The organism is Povalibacter sp. (assembly GCF_036735925.1).
Taxonomy (GTDB): Bacteria; Pseudomonadota; Gammaproteobacteria; order Steroidobacterales; family Steroidobacteraceae; genus Steroidobacter.
The window spans coordinates 22,681-40,105 of record NZ_DAINNK010000050.1 but is presented as its reverse complement, the minus strand read 5'-3'; the positions used below and the strand labels follow the sequence as shown (position 1 = coordinate 40,105).

The following is a 17,425-nucleotide window of genomic DNA, read 5'->3' as shown; positions in this document are numbered from 1 at the left end:
CACTGTCCATACCGCGGCGTTGGAGGCCCACTGGCGCGCGCGGGCGCGGTTCATCGGATCGAGGATCTGCTCCAGTCCAGCGATCAGGCGTTGCTGGCCGCGCTTATCGGAGGGATTGGCCAGCGGAATGGCGGGAATGCGGCTCAGGTCGAGCACGGCACCATTGCTGCCCGGATTCACGAACGGTTGCGTATCAGCAAGATCGGCGTAGTTGTAGTACTCGATGATGGTGGCGATCAGACCATCGCGCAGACCGGTGAGATGGGTGGTGCCCTCACTGCCAAGCTGCAGCAAGTCCTGCGCAAAGCGAGTCAGTGCCGAGCCGTCAGAAGCGAGTTGATCGCGCAGCAGACGATTGAGGAAACTGGTTTCGTCATTGACAGGCGCAACAGCCACATCCTCGCGCGCGTACAGGTCTCTGCTCAGCAGCATCTCCAGCAATGTCGGCAGGCGTGCCGATGCATTCTGCAACGACGTCGACGCCATCATCGCAGTCAGCAATGCCATGCCGTGCAAATCAATGGCTTCGAACAGATTCATGGAGTCGTTGAGCGTCGTCTCTCCGATGAGCACTTGCGTCAACGGCAGGGAGAACGTTTGAAATCCAGGCAGCGCCCGCAGACCAGCAAGCGCCTCGCCCTCCAGGTAGTAGCCCGTCACATTCTGGATACGTTGCTGCAGCATCTGCGCCTTTGCATCGCCGCCACCTTCCACATCTTCGACGTACTCCTGAAATAGCTGGCTGATCGCGAGCGGCCGTCCCTGGGCAAACTGATAGTTCACATACTCCTGGAAGTACTGGCTGAGCGTATTCGACGGACCGATACCTATAACGATCGGAGGTAGCGTCGGTATCGGATTGAACTGCACCTGAGCAGACAGCCCTTGAGCCGTCAGACCGAAAGGCGCCGGGTCGAAAACGACCGCATCGAGATCGAAGAACGCCGCCATGAGCTGTGCCAGTCCACCACCCAGCGAATGCCCCGTCAGTGTGATGTCGGCCTGCGGGTATTGAGCCATCACATCCGCGATGAGGTGAATTGCGTCCCTGACTTGTCGCGACTCCCAACCGAAGGCGGCTGGTATGTTCCCTGTGTAGAAGTCAGTGACCAGTTGTCCCAGGCTCTGCGCATTCGTCCCGCGGAATGCGATGACTACTTCGTCGCCGTTCTTGTAGACAGAGGCGGCAAAGCCGGTGCCAGAATTCGAGGCGGATAGAGGATCAGTGGTCCAATCGGTGAGGCCGATTTCATTCGCTAGCGAAGGGTTATAAGCATTGTAGGAAAATACTGCGAGTTCAATGGATGTGGCCATTTTTCCCTCCTTAGATCTAAAAGGCACAGATACAGAGTTGAAATACCTATCGCATACAATGAACTTTCTGCTCTCTCACTATCTCGCGATATTCCCTACCAATATTTGAGGAGGCTTCGAGACGACCCCTGTCCGAAATCGTTACATGATTTTTCTCTGATCGTCGCTGATATCTATGCAACAGATTTACCGGATGCCCAATAGATGAATCTGAAAGAGGCATCTCTTGCCACCCGCCGTCAGCTAATCGGAACTCCCAATAGGGCGGTTCTGGTTTGCCTCTACTTCGCCACACATCGCACGAGGTGGTGGTTGCCACGACAATCCATTCCCGTGTAGATGGATCCTGATAGAGCACCAGCGCCATCAATGGCTGTTTCCACACGGGCAGGTGAGCCAGATCCCCTGTAAAGGAAAGGGTGGCCTCCCTCTCCACCGCGTTGTAGGCATCACCGGCGAGCGAGTTCGATTCGTCGAAGACAACCGTGCGCCTGACTTGAATAACGCGATCCGGAGAAAGCAGCACATCTTCCGTCCACTCCCGCGTCTCAGGTTTCGGCGAGCCGCAGGCATATAGCGCACACGCAAACAAGCTGACCCACAGAGACATCGTGGCTAGTCGCGATACTCTTGCTGAAATCATCCCTCATCGCCTCCCATCGTCATGTTGTTCGAATCGCATCGAAGTCCTGATCCGTGATGCTTTGCCGCAGTCTGTTGTCGTGACGATCCTACGGTCAAGCGCCAGATGGCGACGCGTTGTGACAACTGCTTTTCATCAGCGGTGTCGCTCACGCCGCGAGCAAAAAATCGTCGCGATTCGCAGATGTCGTTTCCGTCATCGCCGGCCAGCACGTCCCAGCACTTGCTGGTTCGCCTTCGATCCGATTTCCCAGGCCGCCATGAATCAGATTCTCGCCGGCCCCGCCGATGAGCGTATCGCTGCCTCCCCCGCCAGCGAGCACGTCGCGAGCATTCGTACCGACCATCAAGCTGCGCTGCGCTTCGTCCCAGCTCACCGCTCCATACCCGCTTCGCTCGCCACCCGTTGCACGGGCGACAGCAGATATTCAAGGACAGTTCTCTTACCCTGCACGATCTCGACCGACACCTGCATGCCCGCAGCCAACGGCAGGATCAGGTCTGCGGCCTCGAGTTTCTGCTCTTTCAGTTCGATCAGCGCCTTGAACGTCGGGGCCCGCCAGCTCTCGGGAACCTGCTCATCGTGCCGCTGGGACGCCGAGTCCGCGCTGACGTTTCTGACGATGCCCTCCAGCATTCCGTACCTCTGGAACTGGTAGGCGGCAACCTTGACCCTGACCGGCTGATTGGGCGCGACGAACCCGATGTCCTTGTTCTCGATCGACACCTCCGCCATGAGGGGTTCGTCTTGCGGTACGAGGCTCAGCAGTACGCTGCCAGGCTGCACGACGGCGCCGACAGTCGTCGTGGCGAGCTCCTTTACGATACCGGCCTGCGGTGCACGCAGCTCGAGCAACCCTTGCTGGTAGGTCAGCCTTTGCTGTTGCTGTTCGAGGCGCGTAATGGCGGTGATGGTTTCCATTCGCGACTGATTCAGCTCGTTGGCGTAAGCACTCCTGATCTGCGCCAATCGCTGTTCCGATTCTGCAAGCGCCGCCTCCAGCGAAGCGACTGTGGCGCGTTGTGCTTCCAGGTCTTGCGCTTTCTCGATGGCCTCGCGTTTTCTTTCTTCCGCCTGAATCGCCCCGACCAGATTCTCGTTGGCGAGTTGCTTGTATGCCGTGGCGGTCCTCTCGTAGCTGGGCAGCGTAATCTCGAGTTTTTCGAGCAGTTCCCGGGCGGCACCCAATTCCTGGTTTGCCCGGCGGCGTGTCGCCGACGCCTGTCCGACTGCATCGAGCAACGACTGCCGGTGGCTGGCATGCTGTGCCGACACTTGCGCAAACAAGGTCGCATCGTCTTCCGGGCGCTGCGGCATGGATGTATCTGCAAGTTCGGATTCGATGCGACGCAGCTGCAAACGCTGCAATTGCAGTTCGCGTGCCGTAGCACTGGTATCAGCCGCAGCTACCGTCGGATCCAGCCGCACCAGCACTTGTCCCTGCGCAACTTTCACGCCTTCCTCGACGAGGATCTCGCGGATGATGCCGGCGTCGGCCGGTTGCACGATCTTGACGTAGGTTTGTGGTACCAACCGCCCCTGCGCCACGGCGACGATGTCCAGTTTCGCGAAGATCGACCAAAGCAGCAGAATGGCAACCAGGACAATCACCGACCGCATCACGATGCGCGCCGTGCGATCTGGATCGCCAGCCTCGATTTCGAAGAGTGCGGAGGCGATACGGATGGGGAGCGGCGGTGCTTTCTCTTCGCTGCTGTTCATGCGGGTTTGCCCTCGCCTTCTCCCGCCGGATGGGAAAGAGGATGGGGATGCGGAACGACGCTCAATTTCTCGCCGATCCGGACTGTCTGATCCGGTTGCAGGGTTCTGGGCAACGCGTGCGCGATGAACAGAATGGTCACGCGCCCCTTCAGCGCATTGATGGTGCGACCGAGCTGTTCAGCAGTCGGCAAGTCGACGCTGCTGGTTGCCTCGTCGAACACCAGAACTTTTGGGCCTTTTATCAGCGCCCGGGCGATCGCAATCCGCTGGCGCTGACCTCCGGACAAGCCGACACCGCGCTCACCGATCCCGGTCTGATAGCCCTCGGGTAGTGCTTCGATCGCTGCATGGATCTCGGCCATCCTGCAAGCCGCGACGACCTGATCGAAGGATGCGAACGGATTTCCGGTCCGGAGGTTCTCGAGAATGGTCCCGGAGAACAGGCTGGTTTCCTGCGGTACGACGCCGAAGCTGCTTCGCAGCTCATTTGCCGCCAGACCGCGGATGTCGATGCCGTCGACACGGATCGTGCCGCGCGTGGGCTGATAAAAACCCTGCAGCAGACGGGCGAGCGTGCTCTTGCCGGCGCCGGATGGGCCCATGATGGCAACGAGCTGCCCTGCGGGCACCGAGAGACTGAAGTCGTCGTACAGCAGCGGAAGATTCTCGGCATGACGAAATGCCAGCGCCTCGATTTCGATCGCTCCGCCACCCGAACGCATGCGCGCTTGCGTGAGGCGATACGGTTCGGCAGGAGCGTCCATCACATCGCCAAGACGCAGGACTGCGATACGAGCCTGCTGGAACTGTTGCCACAATCCCACCAGCCGCAACATCGGCTGCGATACGCGTGCTGCAAACATCTGAAATGCAACCAGCATTCCTACGGTGAAGCTTGCTGACGTCATCACCAGATGCGCGCCCAGCGCGAGAATCAGCAGGCTCATGACCTGTTCGAGTCCGGAAGCCATTGTCGAGTAAGTGTTCCCCAACTGGCGAGTCCTGAACGAGGCGCCGAGAAAAGCCGCCAGAAGATCCCGATACCGGTGGTTGAGCTGCGGCTCCATCTGCAGGGACTTCACCGTCTCGATACCTGCCACGTATTCGGTCAGGAATGCCTGATTCGCCGCGCCTCGCAGAAACTGCTCGTTGAGCCGGCGCTGGAACAGAGGCGCCACCAGCGCACTGATGCCGACGACCAGCGCAAGAATGGCGAGCACCACCAGCGTCAGCTTGATGCTGTACCAGAACATGATGGCGACGAAGATGAGCAGGAACGGCAGGTCGAGCATCAGCGTGACTGCCGCCGAGCTGACGAACTCGCGAATGGTCTCGATTCCCTGCAGGCGCGCCGCGATGACGCCGGTCGGCCGATGCTGGAAGTAACGCACGGGCAGCCGGAACAGATGCTCGAAAACGTGAGACCCCAGAACGGCATCGACGCGATTCCCGGTGTGCAGGATCAGATACTGGCGCACCCAGGTTAGAACCGCCGTGAAGACGATGAAGACGGCCATGCCGACCCCGAGCGCAATCAACGTGCTCTCGGTGCGATGCACGACAACCTTGTCGATGATCGCCTGGGTGAACAGGGGAAATGCCAACGCCAGCAACTGCAACGTCAGCGATGCCAGCAGTACTTCATGCCATATCCGCTTGTGACGCAGCAGCTCCGGCACGAACCAGCGAAAGCCGAACCGTTCGCGCGACGACACGGAAATGTCCGGATCCGCCGCCGGTTCGGCACGAACTCTCAACTGGAGCGCAAAACCCGTCAGTCGCCGCTGGAGTTCGGCGATGGGGATACGCCGGGGCTGAGGATCGTTCCTTTCTGCGACAAGGACGTGCTCGCCATCTGCACCCAGCAAGAGCAGCCAGCTGGCGCTGGGGGCACCTGGAATCGAATCGTCCGGGTCTGCGCCTGAGGCGGGCCCAGACGGTTGCGAACCACGGCTTGCCGATGGGTCGGCATCCGCGAGGACTACGAGCGGCAGTCGATCGGCGGCGATGGTTGTGAGCGATTCATCGCACGAAACATCGAACCCGACAGCGTGCGCCAGGCGAGTGAAATCGGAAACCTGCAGGGGAGCGACACATTCGCGCCTTATCGCCGCCGCATCGCAGGACTTCTGATGCAGAGCGCAGAACGTCGACAGTATCCAGATCGCGTCTGGCGATGATATGCGAATCGATGCCGGGTCTGTCCTACCTACTGACCTGGAATCCTTCAGCGGACTCGTGCCCGTGACACGTGCTGCATCCATGCTCATGCAGCTGGATCAGCGCAAAGGGATCAGAACATCGGAGCACGGCAGTGATCGCATGGAATCCTCCCAGAACGTTGATCCGTTAACTTGTTCCTTACGTCCGTTCTTCGTGAACGGGTTTTCGATGCTCTCATCCGCCCGCGATCGATTCTGCCAGCACGAAGCAATTTGTCAAAAATGAGAGGCCGAGGAACCGGGAAAAGATACCGAAACCGCCAAGTCCCAGCGAACTCTCAGTGTTGCGATTGAACGGCGTCCGCGCGAGCAGCAGGTCGACGACGCAACGGGGTCCACGTCCCAGCCACTACGGCGGCACACAGCAGAATCACTGGCCAGTTGCCTACGTGCGCGTACGGCGTCAGTCCCGTGCGAGGCTGCACCACGCCCGTCAGCACGTCGGGCTTGAAGCGCGGCAACGCCTTCTCGACGTCGCCATTGGCCAGAATGAGCGCCGAGATGCCGTCATTCGCGGCGCGCAGCAGCGGACGCTGCGCTTCCATCACGCGCATGCGACTGATCTGCAGATGCTGCGGTGCTGCCGTGGTATCGCCGAACCAGGCATCGTTGGTGACGTTGACCAGCAGCGTCGCGTCCTTCAGCACGTCGAGCTGTTCGGAACCGTAGGCATCCTCGTAACAGATCGTCGCGCCGATGCGATTCCCGCCGGCGCGCAACGCGGGCTGATGCCGCTCGCCTGCCGTGATGTCGGCATACGGCAGGCTTTGCAGACGCATCCATTCGCGAATGAACGAGGGCACGGGAAAGAACTCGCCGAAGGGGACGAGCCGGCGCTTGTCGTACCACTGTGCGTCCTCGTCGAGCACCAGCAGGGCGTTGCGGATATCGTCCTCGCCACCCTTGCCATAGCGCAGCATGCCCGTGATCAGGACGGTACCCTTCGCGCGTGCGCGGCTCCAGATCCACGACATGAAGTCGCGCAACTGATCGGGCATGTCGGGCAGTGCGGACTCCGGCCACAGCACGATGTCCTTGCCGAGATGCGGCAGCGTGAGATCGCGATACAGATCGATGGTCGAGTCGCGGTACTCGATGCTCCATTTCATGTCCTGCGGCACGGCGCCCTGCACGATGGCGACCGTCAGGGGGCGTCCGATCGGGCGGGTCCATTCGCGTTGCCACAGCGCAGCGCCCGCAATCCAGATGACTGCGACCGCGGCCAGCGCAGCAACACGCTCGCGCTTCGTGCCGACGAGGAATACCGTCAGCGCGCCGGCAGAGATCGCGGTGAGCAGGCTGATGCCGTACACACCCCAGACTGGCGCGAATCCTGCGAGCGGCGAGTCGGTCTGCGAATAGCCGAGTGCGAACCAGGGAAAGCCGCTGAGGAACCAGCCGCGAAACCATTCGAGCAGGGTGTAGGTGGCGGGATAGAGCAGCAACGAGAGCGCCCCCACCCCAACCCTCCCCCGCTTCGCGGAGGAGGGAGCCCAGCGAGTCAGCGCGTAGCCCAGCGCCGCTGTGTAGCCGCCGAGAATCGCCACCATCGCTGCCATCAGGAAGATCGCGAGCCACGCGGGCGCATGCCCGATCTCGTGAATGGTGTTGTAGAGCCAGTAAGTGCCTGCGAGAAACAGGCCGACGGTGAACAGGAATCCCGACTTTGCGGCCTGACGCGGCGACGGCGCGAAATACCAGCTCAGGAACAGGTATGCAGGACACAGGATCGCCAGCGGCCACCACTCCAGCGGCGCGAACGCCAGCGACAGCGCGGCACCCACGGGCAGCGCGAGCCACTGCGCGTGCGGGGTTTCGAAGAAAGCCTGAAGCGAAGGGAGTCTCACAGGCTTGTAGGTCAGGCTTTAGCCTGACTCTTCAGAAGGCCAGCCAAAGCCGGCCCCACAGGCAGACCACTGACTCCGCACTTCGCAGGAGCCATCCCTATTCTTCTCTCGGCACGATGTCGCGATTCGTCGTGACGCGCAGCAGATCGAGCCGGCGCCGGTCGGCGCGCATGACGCGGAATTCCAGTCCGTCGAGCGTGAAGGTTTCGCCGCGACGCGGCAGGCGGCTGAGGAAATTGATCACCAGTCCACCGATGGTGTCGAAGTCTTCGTCGCTGAACGAGGTGCCGAAGTACTGGTTGAACTCGTCGATGCGCGTCGTGCCCTTGACGCTGAACTGGCGCTCCGCTTCCTTGCGGATGTCGAGATCGTCGTCGACGTCGTATTCATCGCCGATGTCGCCGACGATCTGTTCGAGCACGTCTTCGATGGTGACGAGGCCCGACACGCCGCCGTACTCGTCGACGACGATCGCCATGTGATGGTGGCTGGCGCGGAATTCCTTGAGCAGTTCGGAGAGGCGCTTGCTCTCGGGAATGAAGGCGACGGGACGCAGGCATTCCTTGATGTCGAAATTTTCGCGACCGCCGTCGACGAAGTAACGCAGCAGATCCTTGGCCAGCAGGATGCCGACCACCTGGTCGCGATCCTCGCCGATCACGGGATAGCGCGAGTGGCCGGCTTCGATCACGGCCGGCAGGATGTCTGCCGGTGGATCGTCGCGGTTCACGATCACCATCTGCGAGCGCGGCACCATGATGTCGCGCACCTGCATCTCGACCACTTCGAGCACGCCTTCGAGCATTTCGAAGGCATCACCGCTGATGACGCCGCGCGACTTGGCATTCGCCAGCAGGCCGGTGAGATCCTCGACATCGCGAGGTTCGCTGCTGAAGCTGTCGGTGATACGCCGCAGCCAGCGACCGGTCGGTCCAGGTTCCTCAGGCATAGGGATTGGGGTATCCGAATGTCGCCAACAGATTCATTTCGCGCGCTTCCATCAACTCGGCATCGCGGTCGATCTCGTGATCGTAACCTAACAGATGCAACGTGCCATGGATGACCATGTGGGCCCAGTGGGCCGGGGGCGTTTTGCCCTGTTCCCGTGCCTCGCGGGCCACGACAGGGGCGCAGATGACGAGGTCGCCCAGCGGTGCCGGGCCGCTGGCTGCTGGCTGCTGGCTGCTGGCCAGACCGGAGGGGAAGGACAGGACGTTGGTGGGTTTGTCCTTGCCGCGCCAAGCCACGTTGAGCCGACGGCTTTCGGCGGCGCCGACGATGCGGATGACGATCGAAATCCGTTCGGCGCCCGGGATCGTCTTCGCTCCGGGCAGTCCGCCGATGAATGCGGCCACCGCCCAGCGTCGCATCGCGCCCGGGTGAGGTACGCCCTTCCTGGAAGCAGCAAACTGGACCGGTACTTCGAGTTCGACGTCGTTGCCGCCTGCGCCCCGCTTGCGACTCTTCGAGTGCTCACGAACAGATCGCGGCATTACTGTTCGGGGCCTTCCGTGCCAGGACCGCCCGCGCCGGGCGGAGGCTGCACACGCTCGTATGTTTCGACGATGCGCTGTCCCAGCGGAGGACGCGCGACGTCGCGCGGCGTGAAGTGAGTGACCGCGACGCCCGCCACGCCCGGCAGCACACGCATCGCATTGCGCAGTCCGGACATCTGCTGCTTCGGCAGATCGGTCTGGGTGATGTCGCCGGTGACGACGGCCTTCGAACCGAAGCCCAGGCGCGTCAGGAACATCTTCATCTGTTCGACCGTGGTGTTCTGCGCCTCGTCGAGAATGATGAAGGAGTCGTTGAGCGAACGGCCGCGCATGAATGCCAGCGGTGCAATCTCGATCACCTGACGCTCGACGGCGCGGGCGACACGATCGAAGCCCATCATTTCGTAAAGCGCGTCGTACATCGGGCGCAGATAGGGATCGACTTTCTGCGCGAGATCGCCCGGCAGAAAGCCCAGCCGCTCGCCGGCTTCGACGGCGGGCCGCACGAGCACGATGCGTCGCACGCGTTCGGATTGCAGTGCTTCGACTGCGCAGGCCACCGCGAGGAACGTCTTGCCCGTCCCGGCGGGGCCGATGCCGAACGTCAGATCGCAGGTGTGGATGTTGTGCAGGTATTGCCGCTGGTTCGGGCCGCGACCGCGAATGCCGCCCCGTTGCGTGTGGATCGACAGATCGTCCGCACGTGCAGGAGCGGCCGCACCCGCAGTTTCCATCCCCGCTTCCTGCAAGGCGAGGTGCACGCGATCCGGCGTCAGCGATTCCCGCGCCGACAGCTCGAACAGCTTCTGCAACACCGACTGCGCCATGGCAGCCGCCTCCGCCGGTCCGGTCACTGCAATCTGGGCGCCGCGGCGACTGACCTGCACGCCGAGCCGCTGCTCCACGTGGCGCAGGTTTTCGTCCATGGGTCCGACGAAGTTCGCCAGTCGATGGTTGTCGACTGGTTCGAGGGCGAGATCGCGGGTTTCGACGGGAGTACTCACAAGGAATCAGGAATGGGATTTCACACGGAGTTCACGGAGATCACGGAGTCATGAAGAAAGACTTCATGCAGTCGCCCGTCTTGTCTCCGTGGCCTCCGTGATCTCCGTGTGAAATGTTTCGCTCTTCGTGTCGACCAGCCGGCCGCGCAGGGAATTGCTCATCGCCTCGGTGATGACAACATCGGCGAACTGACCGATCAACGCCCGGGGCGCGTCGAAGTTCACCCAGCGCATGTTCTCGGTGCGGCCGGCGACCTGGTGCGGATCCTTTTTTGAAGGACGCTCGACCAGTACGCGCTGGACGCTGCCGACCATCGACCGGCTGATCTCCTGGGCTCTGGTATTGATGCGCGCCTGCAGGAGGGCGAGACGCTGCTGCTTCTCGTCCGCGGTTACATCGTCCGGCAGCGACGCAGCCGGCGTGCCGGGCCGGCGGCTGTAGATGAAGCTGAAGGACTGATCGAAGCCGACGTCGGCGATCAGGTTCATGGTCGCCTGGAAATCGCGTTCGGTTTCGCCGGGGAAGCCGACGATGAAATCCGAAGTGATGCTGATGTCGGGACGGACCGCGCGCAGCTTGCGGATCTTCTGCTTGAACTCGAGCGCCGTGTAACCGCGCTTCATGGCCATCAGGATGCGGTCCGAGCCGGACTGCACCGGCAGGTGCAGGTAATTGCAAAGCTTCGGCACATCTCGGTACGCCTCGATCAGTGCATCGCTGAATTCGAGCGGATGCGAGGTGGTGAAGCGGATGCGCTCGATGCCGTCGATCTCGGCGATGAAGTAGATGAGCGTCGCCAGATCGCAGAGCGTGCCGTCATCCATCGGACCGCGGTAGGCATTGACGTTCTGTCCCAGCAGGTTGATCTCGCGCACGCCCTGCGCGGCGAGTTCGCGGATCTCCGTCATCACCGGTTCAAAGGGACGGCTGACTTCCTCGCCGCGCGTGTACGGCACGACGCAGAACGAGCAGTACTTGCTGCAGCCTTCCATGATGGACACGAAGGCCGTCGGTCCTTCGGCCCGCGGCTGCGGCAGGTGATCGAACTTTTCGATCTCGGGAAAGCTGACGTCGACGACCGGACGGCCCGTCGAGCGCAGCTCGCTGATCATGTCGGGCAGCCGGTGCAGGGTCTGCGGGCCAAACACGAGGTCGACATAGCCAGCCCGCTTCGTGATGCCCTCGCCTTCCTGGCTCGCGACGCAGCCGCCCACGCCGATGATCAAGTCCGGCCTGGCCTGTTTGAGGTGCTTCCAGGTGCCGAGCTGGGAAAAGACCTTCTCCTGCGCCTTCTCGCGGATCGAGCAGGTATTCAGCAGGATGACGTCGGCCTGTGCCGGATCCTCCGTCAGCTCGTAACCGCCTGATTCGCGAAGGACATCCACCATCTTGGCGGAGTCGTATTCGTTCATCTGGCAGCCGTTGGTGCGGATGTAGAGGAAGGGCATGGGACGGGGGCGGAAACGGGGCGGCTAGGATACTGGGGAGGGCCATGGGCTGCCAGCCGCCAGCGGCTGCCCGTGGGCAGCAACCCTCTTGCTGTGGGGCCGGCTTTAGCCGGCCAAAGTCAGGCTAAAGCCTGACCTACAGCGGAGGCCGGCCGGGGCCGGCCAGGTCGTCAGAACGGAATATCGTCGTCGAACCCACCCTCGTCTCCAGCCGGCGCACCCCGATCCTCGACCGCTGCCGGCCGCGACTGACGGGCTTCGCCGCTGCCGCGCGATTCGAATCCGCCACCACCGCCCGATCCGCCGCCCGCGCCGCCGCGGCTGCCGAGCATCTGCATGTCGCGACCGACGATTTCGGTGGTGTAACGGTCCTTGCCTTCCTTGTCCTGCCACTTGCGGGTGCGCAGGCTGCCTTCGATGTAGACCTGCGAGCCCTTGCGCAGGTATTCGCCGGCGATTTCGCCCAGCTTGTCGAACAGCACGATGTTGTGCCACTCGGTGCGCTCCTGCTTGTCGCCGGTGGACTTGTCGGTCCACGATTCGGACGTGGCGATGCTGAAGCTGGTGACGGCCTTGCCGCTCGGCATGTAGCGGACTTCCGGGTCCTTGCCGAGATTGCCCACGAGAATGACTTTATTGATGCCGCGCGCCATGACGATCGCCCCAATCCGGTAAACGAGGGCGCACATTCTAGACGCGCCCCGCGGCGACGGTCAGACAATTAATTGGGCAAGAAGGGGAGAAACACACGAAACCCTGACAGATCCTGACGGGCCGGCGCTTGCCCTGCCCGGCTTTGCCCCCACCTCGACCGTCCCCGTATAGTGACCGGTCCCGCTTTCGCCGACGCCCAGCCATGTCCTCGTCCATCGTCATCCGCGGCGCACGCACACACAACCTGCGTAACGTCCATCTCGAGCTGCCTCGCGATCGGCTCATCGTGTTCACCGGGCTGTCGGGCTCCGGCAAGTCCTCGCTCGCCTTCGACACGATCTATGCCGAAGGCCAGCGCCGCTACGTCGAGTCGCTGTCGGCGTATGCGCGCCAGTTCCTGTCGATGATGGAAAAGCCCGACGTCGATTCCATCGACGGGCTGTCGCCGGCGATCGCCATCGAACAGAAATCGACTTCGCACAATCCGCGCTCGACCGTCGGCACCGTCACCGAGATCTACGATCACCTGCGACTGCTGTTCGCGCGCGTCGGCGTGCCGCGCTGCCCGGACCATCACGTCGATCTGGCCGCGCAGACCGTCAGCCAGATGGTCGATCAGGTGCTGCGCCTGCCCGAAGGCACGCCGCTGATGCTGCTCGCGCCGATGATCGACGGTCGCAAGGGCGAACACCTGCAGGTGATCGAAGCGCTGCGCGGCCAGGGGTTCGTGCGCGCGCGCATCGACGGCAAGGTGGTCGAACTGGACCAGCCGCCGAAGCTCGACAACAAACGCAAGCACACCCTCGAAGCCGTCGTCGACCGGCTCAAGGTGCGCGGCGACATCGCGCAACGGCTCGCCGAATCCTTCGAAACCGCGCTGCGCCTGTCCGACGGCACGGCGCGCGTGGCCTTCATGGACGAGCCGGAGCGGGAGGAACTCGTGTTCTCCGACCGCTTCGCCTGCACGATCTGCGGCTACAGCCTCGCCGAACTCGAACCGCGGCTGTTCTCGTTCAACAATCCCGCCGGTGCCTGCCCCACCTGCTCGGGACTCGGCGTCCAGCAGTTCTTCGATCCGGCGCGCGTGGTCCATCACCCGCACCTGTCGCTGGCCGGCGGTGCAATCCGCGGCTGGGATCGGCGCAATGCCTATTACTTCGCGCTGATCCAGTCGCTGGCGCGGCAGTACAAGTTCGATATCGAAAAGCCGTGGAACGAACTCGCGGCGAAGCATCAGAAGATCGTGCTGAACGGCAGCGGCGAGGAGAAGATCGAATTCCGCTATGTCGATGCGCGCGGCGGCACGACCAAACGTTCCCACAAATGGGAAGGCGTGATTCCGAATCTCGAACGGCGCTATCGCGAAACCGAATCGGTAGCGGTGCGCGAGGAACTGGCCAAGTACCTGAGCAACCAGCCCTGTCCCGACTGCAAGGGCACGCGCCTGAATCGCGCGGCGCGCAATGTATTCGTCGCCGGCCGCACGCTGCCGGAACTGACCAGCATGGCCGTCGGCAATGCGATGCGTTTCAGCGCCGATCTCACGCTCGACGGCTGGCGCGGCGAGGTCGCGGCCAAGATCATCAAGGAGGTCGCCGAGCGTCTGCGCTTTCTGTGCGACGTCGGGCTCGATTACCTCACGCTCGATCGCAGCGCGGAGACGCTGTCCGGCGGCGAAGCACAGCGCATCCGCCTCGCGAGCCAGATCGGTTCGGGCCTGGTCGGCGTGATGTACATCCTCGACGAGCCGTCGATCGGCCTGCACCAGCGCGACAACGAACGCCTGCTGTTCACGCTCAACCGGCTGCGTGACCTCGGCAATACCGTGATCGTCGTCGAGCACGATGAAGACGCGATCCGGCACGCCGACTTCGTGGTCGATCTCGGGCCCGGCGCCGGCATTCACGGCGGCGAGGTCATCGCCAAGGGCTCACCGGAAGAAGTCGCTGCCAATCCGAAATCGCTCACGGGGCAATACCTGTCGGGCGCGCGCGCGATTGCGATTCCGGCATTGCGCGCGCCGAAACAGGACGATCGCTTCCTGCGCATCGTCAATGCGCGCGGCAACAACCTGAAGAACGTCACCGTCGACATTCCGCTCGGCGTGATGACCTGCGTCACGGGCGTGTCGGGATCGGGCAAGTCCACGCTCATCAACGACACGCTGTACCAGGTCGTCGCACGCACGCTGAACGATGCCTCGAACGATCCGGCGCCGAACGACGGCGTCGAAGGACTCGACCAGATCGATCGCGTCATCGACATCGACCAGACGCCGATCGGCCGCACGCCGCGCTCCAACCCCGCGACGTATACCGGCCTGTTCACGCCGATCCGCGAGATCTTTGCCGAGGTGCCCGAAGCGCGCACGCGCGGCTACGAACCAGGGCGCTTCAGTTTCAACGTGAAGGGCGGTCGCTGCGAAGCCTGCCAGGGCGACGGCGTGATCAAGGTCGAAATGCACTTCCTGCCAGACATCTACGTGCCGTGCGATGTCTGCAAGGGCAAGCGCTACAACCGCGAAACGCTGGAGATCCGCTACAAGGGCAGGAACATCAACGAAGTGCTGGAGATGACGGTCGAGGATGCACTCGCCTTTTTCAAGCATGTTCCCGTCATCGAACCGAAGCTGCAGACACTGATGGACGTCGGGCTGTCCTACATCCGCCTCGGCCAGAACGCCACGACCCTGTCCGGCGGCGAGGCGCAGCGCGTGAAGCTCGCGAAGGAACTGTCGAAGCGCTCCACCGGCCGCACGCTCTACATTCTCGACGAGCCGACCACCGGCCTGCACTTCTTCGACATCGAACAGCTGCTGGCCGTACTGCAGCGCCTGCGCGACGAAGGCAACACGATCGTCGTGATCGAACACAATCTGGACGTGATCAAGACCGCCGACTGGATCATCGACCTGGGGCCCGAAGGCGGTTCCGGCGGCGGACAGATCGTGGCCCAGGGAACGCCGGAAACGATCGCCGCGAGTCCGCAGTCCCACACCGGCCGATTCCTCGCGCCCGTGCTGGCGCAGGCACAGCAGCGCTCGCGCAAGCGGGCGTAGGACAGTCGCCATGACGGATCCTCGCACTTCTCCGGCCGTGTGCTCCTTCAGTGGCGGCAAGGATTCTTGCCTGGCGCTGTGGCTCGCCCGGCGACAGGGATACCAGGTACGTACGCTGCTCACCATGTTCGAGGAAACGGGCGTGCGCAGCCGCTCGCACGCCATCTCGCGCCCGCTGATGGAACGGCAGGCCACCGCGCTCGGCTGCGAACTCATCGTGCGAACGGCCACATGGAAAGACTACGAAGCCGTCTTCATCGCGACGCTGCGCGAACTGCATGCGAGCGGTCATCGCTCGGCAATCTTCGGCGACATCGATCTGCAGGCGCACCGGGACTGGGAAGAGAAGGTCTGCGCCGCAGCCGATATGCGCGCAGTGCTGCCGCTGTGGCAGAACGATCGGCTGCAACTCGTCGACGAAGTGCTGGCCGCCGGCTTCCGTGCCGTCGTCGTCTGCACCGATTCGCGCTATCTGGACGACTCGTTCTGCGGCCGGCCTTACGATGCGCGCTTCGTCGCGGACCTGCCTGCCGATGTCGATGCCTGCGGCGAAAACGGCGAGTTCCACACGTTCGTGTACAACGGGCCGTGTTTCAACGAGCCGGTACCGGTCCGTGTCGATGGCTTCGACGACTACACCGCGCCCGCGGAGTACGGCGGCGTACGTTATCGTTTCGCGCGACTCGCCGCCGCCTGAGGCTTCTTTCTCAGCGTCGCTGCCCGACGAAATCCTTCGAATTGAAAACCTGGCGCACTTCGCCGTGCGCCACCGATTCGCGGAAACGCCCGCCGGTGAGATGGCTGACGATGTCACGCCAGAACGCGACGGCCGGCTTGTTGTAGAGGAACTCGGTGATTTCCCAGGTGCCGGCGAACCGCGCAAAGATCAGCTGCGCCGCGTCGCGGCCGATCCCCAGACGACGCTGCGCCGGCGCCACGAAGAATTCGGCCATGTGGTAGTCGATGGCATCGCGCTGATGGCGCAGCGGCCGGCTGACCAGCGCGAAGCCGGCGGGGCGCTCGTTCTTGAGCAGGATGAGCGGGTGCGAACTGTCGTCGGCGAACCAGCGGGCCAGCAGTTCCGGCTCACGCTCGCCGTACTCGCCGCGAACCGGGAACATGCCCGTGTTCATGCTGTGCTGCGAGAGGTCCTCGAGATACTCGGGGTAGTAGCGCTGAATCCATTGGCGGTCTGCCTCGGAATTCCTGGCGTCGCGAATACTGACTGGCACGTCGATGTGATCGGCTCGTCCTGTGCCGCCTCCGCAGCGGATGTCGATGGAGGCTGTATTGTCTTCCCTGTTGCCGGTGCGATCCAGCGTGGATCGATACGGATGTGAAATGGTCGGCGCGATCGGCAACGTCGCCCGACGAACGAAACCGGGCAGGCCGATGCCTGCCCGGCTCGCAGCTCAATTACTGAGCGGGGGTCACGGCTTCCTTGGCAGCTTCGCCAGCGGCCTGGGCGGCGTCGCCAGCAGCAGCAGCGGCATCGCCGGCAGCGGCAGCAGCGTCGCTGGCAGCAGCGGCAGCAGCATCGCCCGCTTCGGTGGCGGCGGCAGCAGCGGCATCGCCGGCAGCGGCAGCAGCATCACCAGCGGCTTCGCCAGCAGCCTGCGCAGCCTCACCGGCAGCAGCGGCAGCGTCCTGAGCCTCTTCCTTCTTCGCGCAAGCAGCCAGCGACAGGGACAGCGCGAGAGCAGCGAGAATCATCTTGGTGTTCATGTGATCTATCACCCCAGTGATATTGCGTTGATGTGATTGCGAGTCGATAACGACACAGCGATCGCGAGATGACATTCTCCCGTCGATTGCGGCGGGCGGATTCTAGAGCCTTTCATATATGTTTGAAACGCTCGCACCATGCGCGTCGCGAACCGAAGACAACATCCGGGGACTCGAAAAACATGCTGAATCGCAGGTCCGTACGCATCTCGATAATCGCGTTCTGCGCTTGTATTACGCTGTCTGCGTGCGTATCGCAGCATCGCGTTGCGAACGCGGTGATCGATGCGA

At 62.7% G+C, this 17,425-nt stretch carries 15 protein-coding genes; 2 read left to right on the top strand and 13 right to left on the bottom strand.

Going from position 1 to position 17,425, the window contains the following annotated elements; translation table 11 throughout:
• From V7D81_RS15490 to ssb, 11 genes are all read right to left on the bottom strand, one after another.
• Nucleotides 1-1,314: lipase family protein (locus tag V7D81_RS15490; protein WP_324317840.1), on the bottom strand; the 1,314-nt coding region annotated here is incomplete at its 3' end.
• 46 nt (nt 1,315-1,360) lie between these two features.
• Entirely contained in the window at nt 1,361-1,924 is a 564-nt protein-coding gene (locus V7D81_RS15485) for a hypothetical protein (protein ID WP_324317838.1), read from the bottom strand.
• A 181-nt stretch (nt 1,925-2,105) separates the two neighbouring features.
• Nucleotides 2,106-2,333, bottom strand: a complete 228-nt coding sequence (locus V7D81_RS15480) for a hypothetical protein (RefSeq protein ID WP_324317836.1) — start codon at nt 2,331-2,333, stop codon at nt 2,106-2,108.
• Nucleotides 2,330-3,679 carry an HlyD family type I secretion periplasmic adaptor subunit gene (locus tag V7D81_RS15475; protein ID WP_324317834.1) on the bottom strand — a complete coding sequence of 450 codons (1,350 nt, stop codon included), beginning with the start codon at nt 3,677-3,679 and terminating at the stop codon, nt 2,330-2,332. Before V7D81_RS15475 ends, V7D81_RS15480 begins: the two co-directional genes overlap by 4 nt.
• Entirely contained in the window at nt 3,676-5,949 is a 2,274-nt protein-coding gene (locus tag V7D81_RS15470; RefSeq protein ID WP_324317832.1) for a peptidase domain-containing ABC transporter, read from the bottom strand. The genes V7D81_RS15475 and V7D81_RS15470 overlap by 4 nt, the downstream gene beginning before the upstream one ends.
• A 230-nt stretch (nt 5,950-6,179) precedes the next feature.
• Nucleotides 6,180-7,748, bottom strand: a complete 1,569-nt coding sequence (gene lnt, locus V7D81_RS15465; RefSeq protein WP_324317830.1) for an apolipoprotein N-acyltransferase — start codon at nt 7,746-7,748, stop codon at nt 6,180-6,182.
• 97 nt (nt 7,749-7,845) lie between these two features.
• Nucleotides 7,846-8,697: an HlyC/CorC family transporter gene (locus tag V7D81_RS15460; RefSeq protein ID WP_324317828.1), complete on the bottom strand. Its 852-nt coding sequence runs from the start codon at nt 8,695-8,697 to the stop codon at nt 7,846-7,848.
• Nucleotides 8,690-9,241, bottom strand: a complete 552-nt coding sequence (gene ybeY, locus V7D81_RS15455; protein WP_324317826.1) for an rRNA maturation RNase YbeY — start codon at nt 9,239-9,241, stop codon at nt 8,690-8,692. The genes V7D81_RS15460 and ybeY overlap by 8 nt, the downstream gene beginning before the upstream one ends.
• Nucleotides 9,241-10,248: a PhoH family protein gene (locus tag V7D81_RS15450; protein WP_324317824.1), complete on the bottom strand. Its 1,008-nt coding sequence runs from the start codon at nt 10,246-10,248 to the stop codon at nt 9,241-9,243. Before V7D81_RS15450 ends, ybeY begins: the two co-directional genes overlap by 1 nt.
• Before the next feature lie 63 nt (nt 10,249-10,311).
• A complete protein-coding gene (gene miaB / locus V7D81_RS15445) occupies nt 10,312-11,697 on the bottom strand; it encodes a tRNA (N6-isopentenyl adenosine(37)-C2)-methylthiotransferase MiaB (RefSeq protein WP_324317822.1) in 1,386 nt (461 codons plus the stop codon).
• Between the two features lie 170 nt (nt 11,698-11,867).
• Nucleotides 11,868-12,350: a single-stranded DNA-binding protein gene (gene ssb, locus V7D81_RS15440; RefSeq protein ID WP_324317848.1), complete on the bottom strand. Its 483-nt coding sequence runs from the start codon at nt 12,348-12,350 to the stop codon at nt 11,868-11,870.
• 203 nt (nt 12,351-12,553) lie between these two features.
• Here ssb and uvrA point away from each other — a divergent pair, with 203 nt between their 5' ends.
• Both uvrA and V7D81_RS15430 read left to right on the top strand, forming a co-directional pair.
• Nucleotides 12,554-15,409 carry an excinuclease ABC subunit UvrA gene (uvrA, locus tag V7D81_RS15435; RefSeq protein WP_324317820.1) on the top strand — a complete coding sequence of 952 codons (2,856 nt, stop codon included), beginning with the start codon at nt 12,554-12,556 and terminating at the stop codon, nt 15,407-15,409.
• 10 nt (nt 15,410-15,419) lie between these two features.
• Complete coding sequence (locus tag V7D81_RS15430) at nt 15,420-16,106, top strand: diphthine--ammonia ligase (RefSeq protein WP_324317818.1); 687 nt, start codon at nt 15,420-15,422, stop codon at nt 16,104-16,106.
• 10 nt (nt 16,107-16,116) lie between these two features.
• Here the strand turns inward: V7D81_RS15430 and V7D81_RS15425 are convergent, their stop codons facing one another.
• Nucleotides 16,117-16,641 carry a GNAT family N-acetyltransferase gene (locus tag V7D81_RS15425; RefSeq protein ID WP_324317816.1) on the bottom strand — a complete coding sequence of 175 codons (525 nt, stop codon included), beginning with the start codon at nt 16,639-16,641 and terminating at the stop codon, nt 16,117-16,119.
• A 198-nt stretch (nt 16,642-16,839) separates the two neighbouring features.
• Nucleotides 16,840-17,037: a hypothetical protein gene (locus V7D81_RS15420; RefSeq protein WP_324317814.1), complete on the bottom strand. Its 198-nt coding sequence runs from the start codon at nt 17,035-17,037 to the stop codon at nt 16,840-16,842.
• Nucleotides 17,038-17,425 lie beyond the last annotated feature (388 nt).